We start from the raw sequence: 3,895 nt of genomic DNA, 5'->3' as shown, positions 1-3,895 counted from the left end.
AATTCCTCGGTGAAGGATACCCAATGGCTTGCCTTCAATATTCCGCGCCCGGTTTTTGCCGATCGTCAGGTGCGCGAGGCCATTACCCTCGCCTTCGATTTTGAATGGATGAACAAGGCGCTGTTTTACAACGCCTACAGCCGCGCCAACAGCTATTTCCAGAATACCGAGTACGCGGCCCGCGCGGCGCCCGATGCCGATGAGCTTGCCCTGCTGACGCCGATGAAAAAAGATTTGCCGCCCGAGGTCTTCACCGCGCTCTATCAGCCGCCGCAATCCGACGGCGGCGGTTTCGATCGGGCAAATCTGCTGAAGGCGGACAGCCTGCTCAACCAGGCCGGATGGGTGGTGAAAAACCAGCGCCGGGTAAACGACAAAACCGGGAAGCCGCTGCGTTTTGAGCTACTGCTCCCCGCTGGCGGTAACGATCGCTGGGTGCTGCCCTTTCAGCACAACCTGCGGCGTCTTGGCATCGCCATGGATATTCGCCAGGTTGATAATTCCCAGTACAGCAATCGCCGCCGCAGCCGTGATTACGATATGATGCCGATGGTCTGGCGGGCGACGCCGTGGCCCGGCACCGACCTGCAGGTTTCCTGGGACTCGGCCTATATTCACTCCAGCTACAACGCGCCGGGGGTCCAAAGCCCGGTAGTGGATAGCCTTATCGCGCAGATTATTCGCTGGCAGGGCAACAAGCAGAAGCTGCTGCCCCTGGGCCGCGCGCTGGACCGGGTGCTCACCTGGAACTACTACATGCTGCCGATGTGGTATATGGCGCAGGACAGAACGGCCCGCTGGGACAAGTTCTCGTTCCCGCCGACGCGGCCGGTATACTCCTCCGGCTTTGACAGCTGGTGGTATGACGTTAACAAAGCGGCAAAACTGCCCGCGGACAGACGCTGAGGAACGACGATGGGCGCATACCTGCTCCGCCGACTGCTGCTGATTATTCCTACCCTGTGGGCGATCATTACGATCAACTTTTTTATCGTCCAGATTGCCCCCGGCGGCCCGGTCGATCAGGCCATTGCCGCCGTTGAGTTCGGCAATCATGGCGCGATGCCCGGCGCGGGCGACAGCGGAATGGCCGCCAGCCACGCGCGCACCGGCGTAAGCAACGTCAGCGAAGGCCACTATCGCGGCGGGCGCGGCCTCGATCCAGAGGTTATCGCCGAGATAACCCATCGCTACGGCTTTGATAAGCCCATCCACGAGCGCTACCTGAAAATGCTCGGCGACTACCTGCGCTTTGATTTTGGCGACAGCCTGTTTCGCAGCGCCTCGGTGCTGCAGCTGATCAAAAACAGTATGCCGGTCTCCATTAGTCTCGGCCTGTGGAGTACGCTGATTATCTACCTGGTGTCGATCCCGCTGGGGATCCGTAAAGCCGTCAGCAACGGCAGCCATTTTGATATCTGGAGCAGCACGCTGATTATCATCGGCTACGCGATACCGGCATTCCTGTTCGCGATTCTGCTGATCGTTATTTTCGCCGGCGGCAGCTACTTCGATCTGTTCCCGCTGCGCGGGCTGGTCTCGGCTAATTTCGACAGCCTGCCGTGGTATCAGAAGATCCTCGACTACCTCTGGCACATTACGCTGCCGGTGCTGGCGACGGTGATCGGCGGCTTTGCGGCGCTCACCATGCTGACCAAAAACAGCTTTCTGGATGAGATCCGCAAGCAGTACGTGGTCACCGCCCGCGCCAAAGGGGTAAGTGAAAAGCAGATTTTGTGGCGCCACGTATTCCGCAACGCCATGCTGCTGGTTATAGCCGGTTTCCCGGCGATGTTTATCAGCATGTTCTTTACCGGTTCGCTGCTGATCGAGGTGATGTTCTCCCTCAACGGCCTCGGGCTGCTGGGCTATGAGGCGACGGTTTCGCGCGACTATCCGGTGATGTTTGGCACATTGTATATTTTTACGCTGATTGGCCTGCTGCTTAATATCGTCAGCGATATCTGCTACACGCTGGTCGACCCGCGTATCGATTTTGAGGGCCGCTGATGTCATTTTTGAGTCCCGTCAACCAGGCCCGCTGGGTGCGTTTTCGCCACAACCGCCGCGGCTACTGGTCGCTTTGGCTGTTTTTAATCCTCTTCGTCTGCAGCCTCGGCGCGGAGCTGATCGCCAACGACCGCCCGCTGCTGGTGCAGTACCGCGGCAGCCTGTACGTTCCGCTCTTCAAAGAGTATAGCGAGAAGACCTTCGGCGGCAACTTTGCCACCGCCGCCGACTATCAGGATCCGTGGCTGCAGAAGCAGCTCGAGACTCACGGCTGGGTGCTGTGGGCGCCGGTGCGCTTCGGGGCGACGACCATCAACTTTGCCACCCAATCCCCCTTCCCCTCGCCGCCGTCGTCGCAGAACTGGCTCGGCACCGACGCCAACGGCGGCGACGTGCTGGCGCAGATCCTCTACGGAACGCGGATCTCCATTCTGTTCGGCCTGCTGCTAACGCTCTTTTCCAGCGTTCTCGGCGTGCTGGCGGGCGCCGTCCAGGGGTACTACGGCGGCAAAATCGACCTCTGGGGGCAGCGCTTTATTGAAGTGTGGTCGGGAATGCCGACGCTGTTTTTGATTATTCTCCTCTCCAGCGTCGTGCAGCCCGGCTTCTGGTGGCTGCTGGCGATTACCGTCCTGTTCGGCTGGATGACGCTGGTGGGCGTGGTGCGCGCCGAGTTCCTGCGCACCCGTAACTACGACTATATCCGCGCGGCGCAGGCGCTGGGCGTTAACGACCGCAGCATTATCCTGCGCCATATGCTGCCCAACGCGATGGTTGCCACCCTCACCTTCCTGCCGTTTATTCTCTGCAGCTCGATTACCACTCTGACTTCGCTGGATTTTCTGGGCTTCGGCCTGCCCCTGGGCTCGCCTTCGCTGGGCGAACTGCTGCTGCAGGGGAAAAATAACCTGCAGGCGCCGTGGCTGGGGATCGCCGCCTTTTTGTCCGTCGCGGTGCTGTTAACGCTTTTAATTTTCATTGGTGAAGCGGTTCGCGACGCCTTCGACCCGAGTAAGGCGGTATAGCATGGCGCAGCCTCTGTTAGAAATCGACAATCTCTCCATCGCCTTTCGCCAGCAGGGCGAAACCCAGACCGTCGTCAGCGAACTGTCGCTGCACATTGCGGCGGGGGAAACCCTGGCGCTGGTGGGCGAATCCGGCTCCGGCAAGAGCGTTTCCGCGCTGTCGGTGCTGCGCCTGCTCCCCTCGCCGCCGGTAAGCTACCCCAGCGGCGATATCCGCTTTCACGGCCAGTCGCTGCTGCATGCCGATGAGCGAACCCTGCGCGGGGTGCGCGGCAACCGTATTGCGATGATTTTTCAGGAGCCGATGGTGTCACTCAATCCGCTGCACACCCTGGAAAAGCAGCTCTATGAAGTGCTCTCTCTGCATCGCGGAATGCGCAAAGAAGCCGTCCGGGGAGAGATTCTCGACTGCCTGGAGCGCGTCGGCATTCGCCAGGCCCCTCGCCGGCTGGCGGACTATCCGCATCAGCTCTCCGGCGGCGAGCGCCAGCGGGTGATGATCGCCATGGCCCTGCTCACCCGCCCGGAGCTGCTGATTGCCGACGAGCCGACCACCGCGCTGGACGTCTCGGTGCAGGCGCAAATTCTGCAGCTGCTGCGGGAGCTGAAGCAGGAGCTGAACATGGGGCTGCTGTTTATCACCCATAACCTGAGCATCGTCCGCCAGCTCGCCGACCGCGTGGCGGTGATGCAAAACGGACGCTGCGTCGAGCAGAACGGCTGTCGCGCCCTTTTCTCGGCCCCTCAGCATCCCTATACCCGCCGCCTGCTGGATAGCGAACCGGCAGGGCTGCCGGTACCGCTGGCGCCCGATGCGCCGCTGCTGCTCGCGGCGAGCGGGCTCAGCGTCGCTTTCCCGG

The 3,895-nt window shown here is 61.1% G+C and carries 4 protein-coding genes; all 4 read left to right on the top strand.

Annotated features, from left to right (window positions below; genetic code table 11):
• Positions 1–906 (top strand): ABC transporter substrate-binding protein (locus PFH44_RS25600; RefSeq protein WP_283826572.1); only part of this gene is annotated, 906 nt, incomplete at its 5' end.
• A gap of 9 nt (positions 907–915) precedes the next feature.
• The gene (locus tag PFH44_RS25595; protein ID WP_045855914.1) at positions 916–2,010 is read left to right on the top strand and encodes a microcin C ABC transporter permease YejB; all 1,095 of its coding nucleotides are present in this window, start codon (positions 916–918) and stop codon (positions 2,008–2,010) included.
• Positions 2,010–3,035, top strand: coding sequence for a microcin C ABC transporter permease (locus PFH44_RS25590; RefSeq protein WP_283826571.1), 1,026 nt, complete (start codon positions 2,010–2,012; stop codon positions 3,033–3,035). Before PFH44_RS25595 ends, PFH44_RS25590 begins: the two co-directional genes overlap by 1 nt.
• 1 nt (position 3,036) lies before the next feature.
• A partial coding sequence (locus PFH44_RS25585) for an ATP-binding cassette domain-containing protein (RefSeq protein ID WP_283826570.1) occupies positions 3,037–3,895 on the top strand: 859 nt, incomplete at its 3' end.

The sequence above is a fragment of the Klebsiella sp. Ech2A genome, from assembly GCF_030078455.1.
Classification (GTDB): domain Bacteria; phylum Pseudomonadota; class Gammaproteobacteria; order Enterobacterales; family Enterobacteriaceae; genus Klebsiella; species Klebsiella terrigena.
Note: the sequence above shows the minus strand (reverse complement) of the source record. Positions and strands in the feature narration are given on the sequence as shown.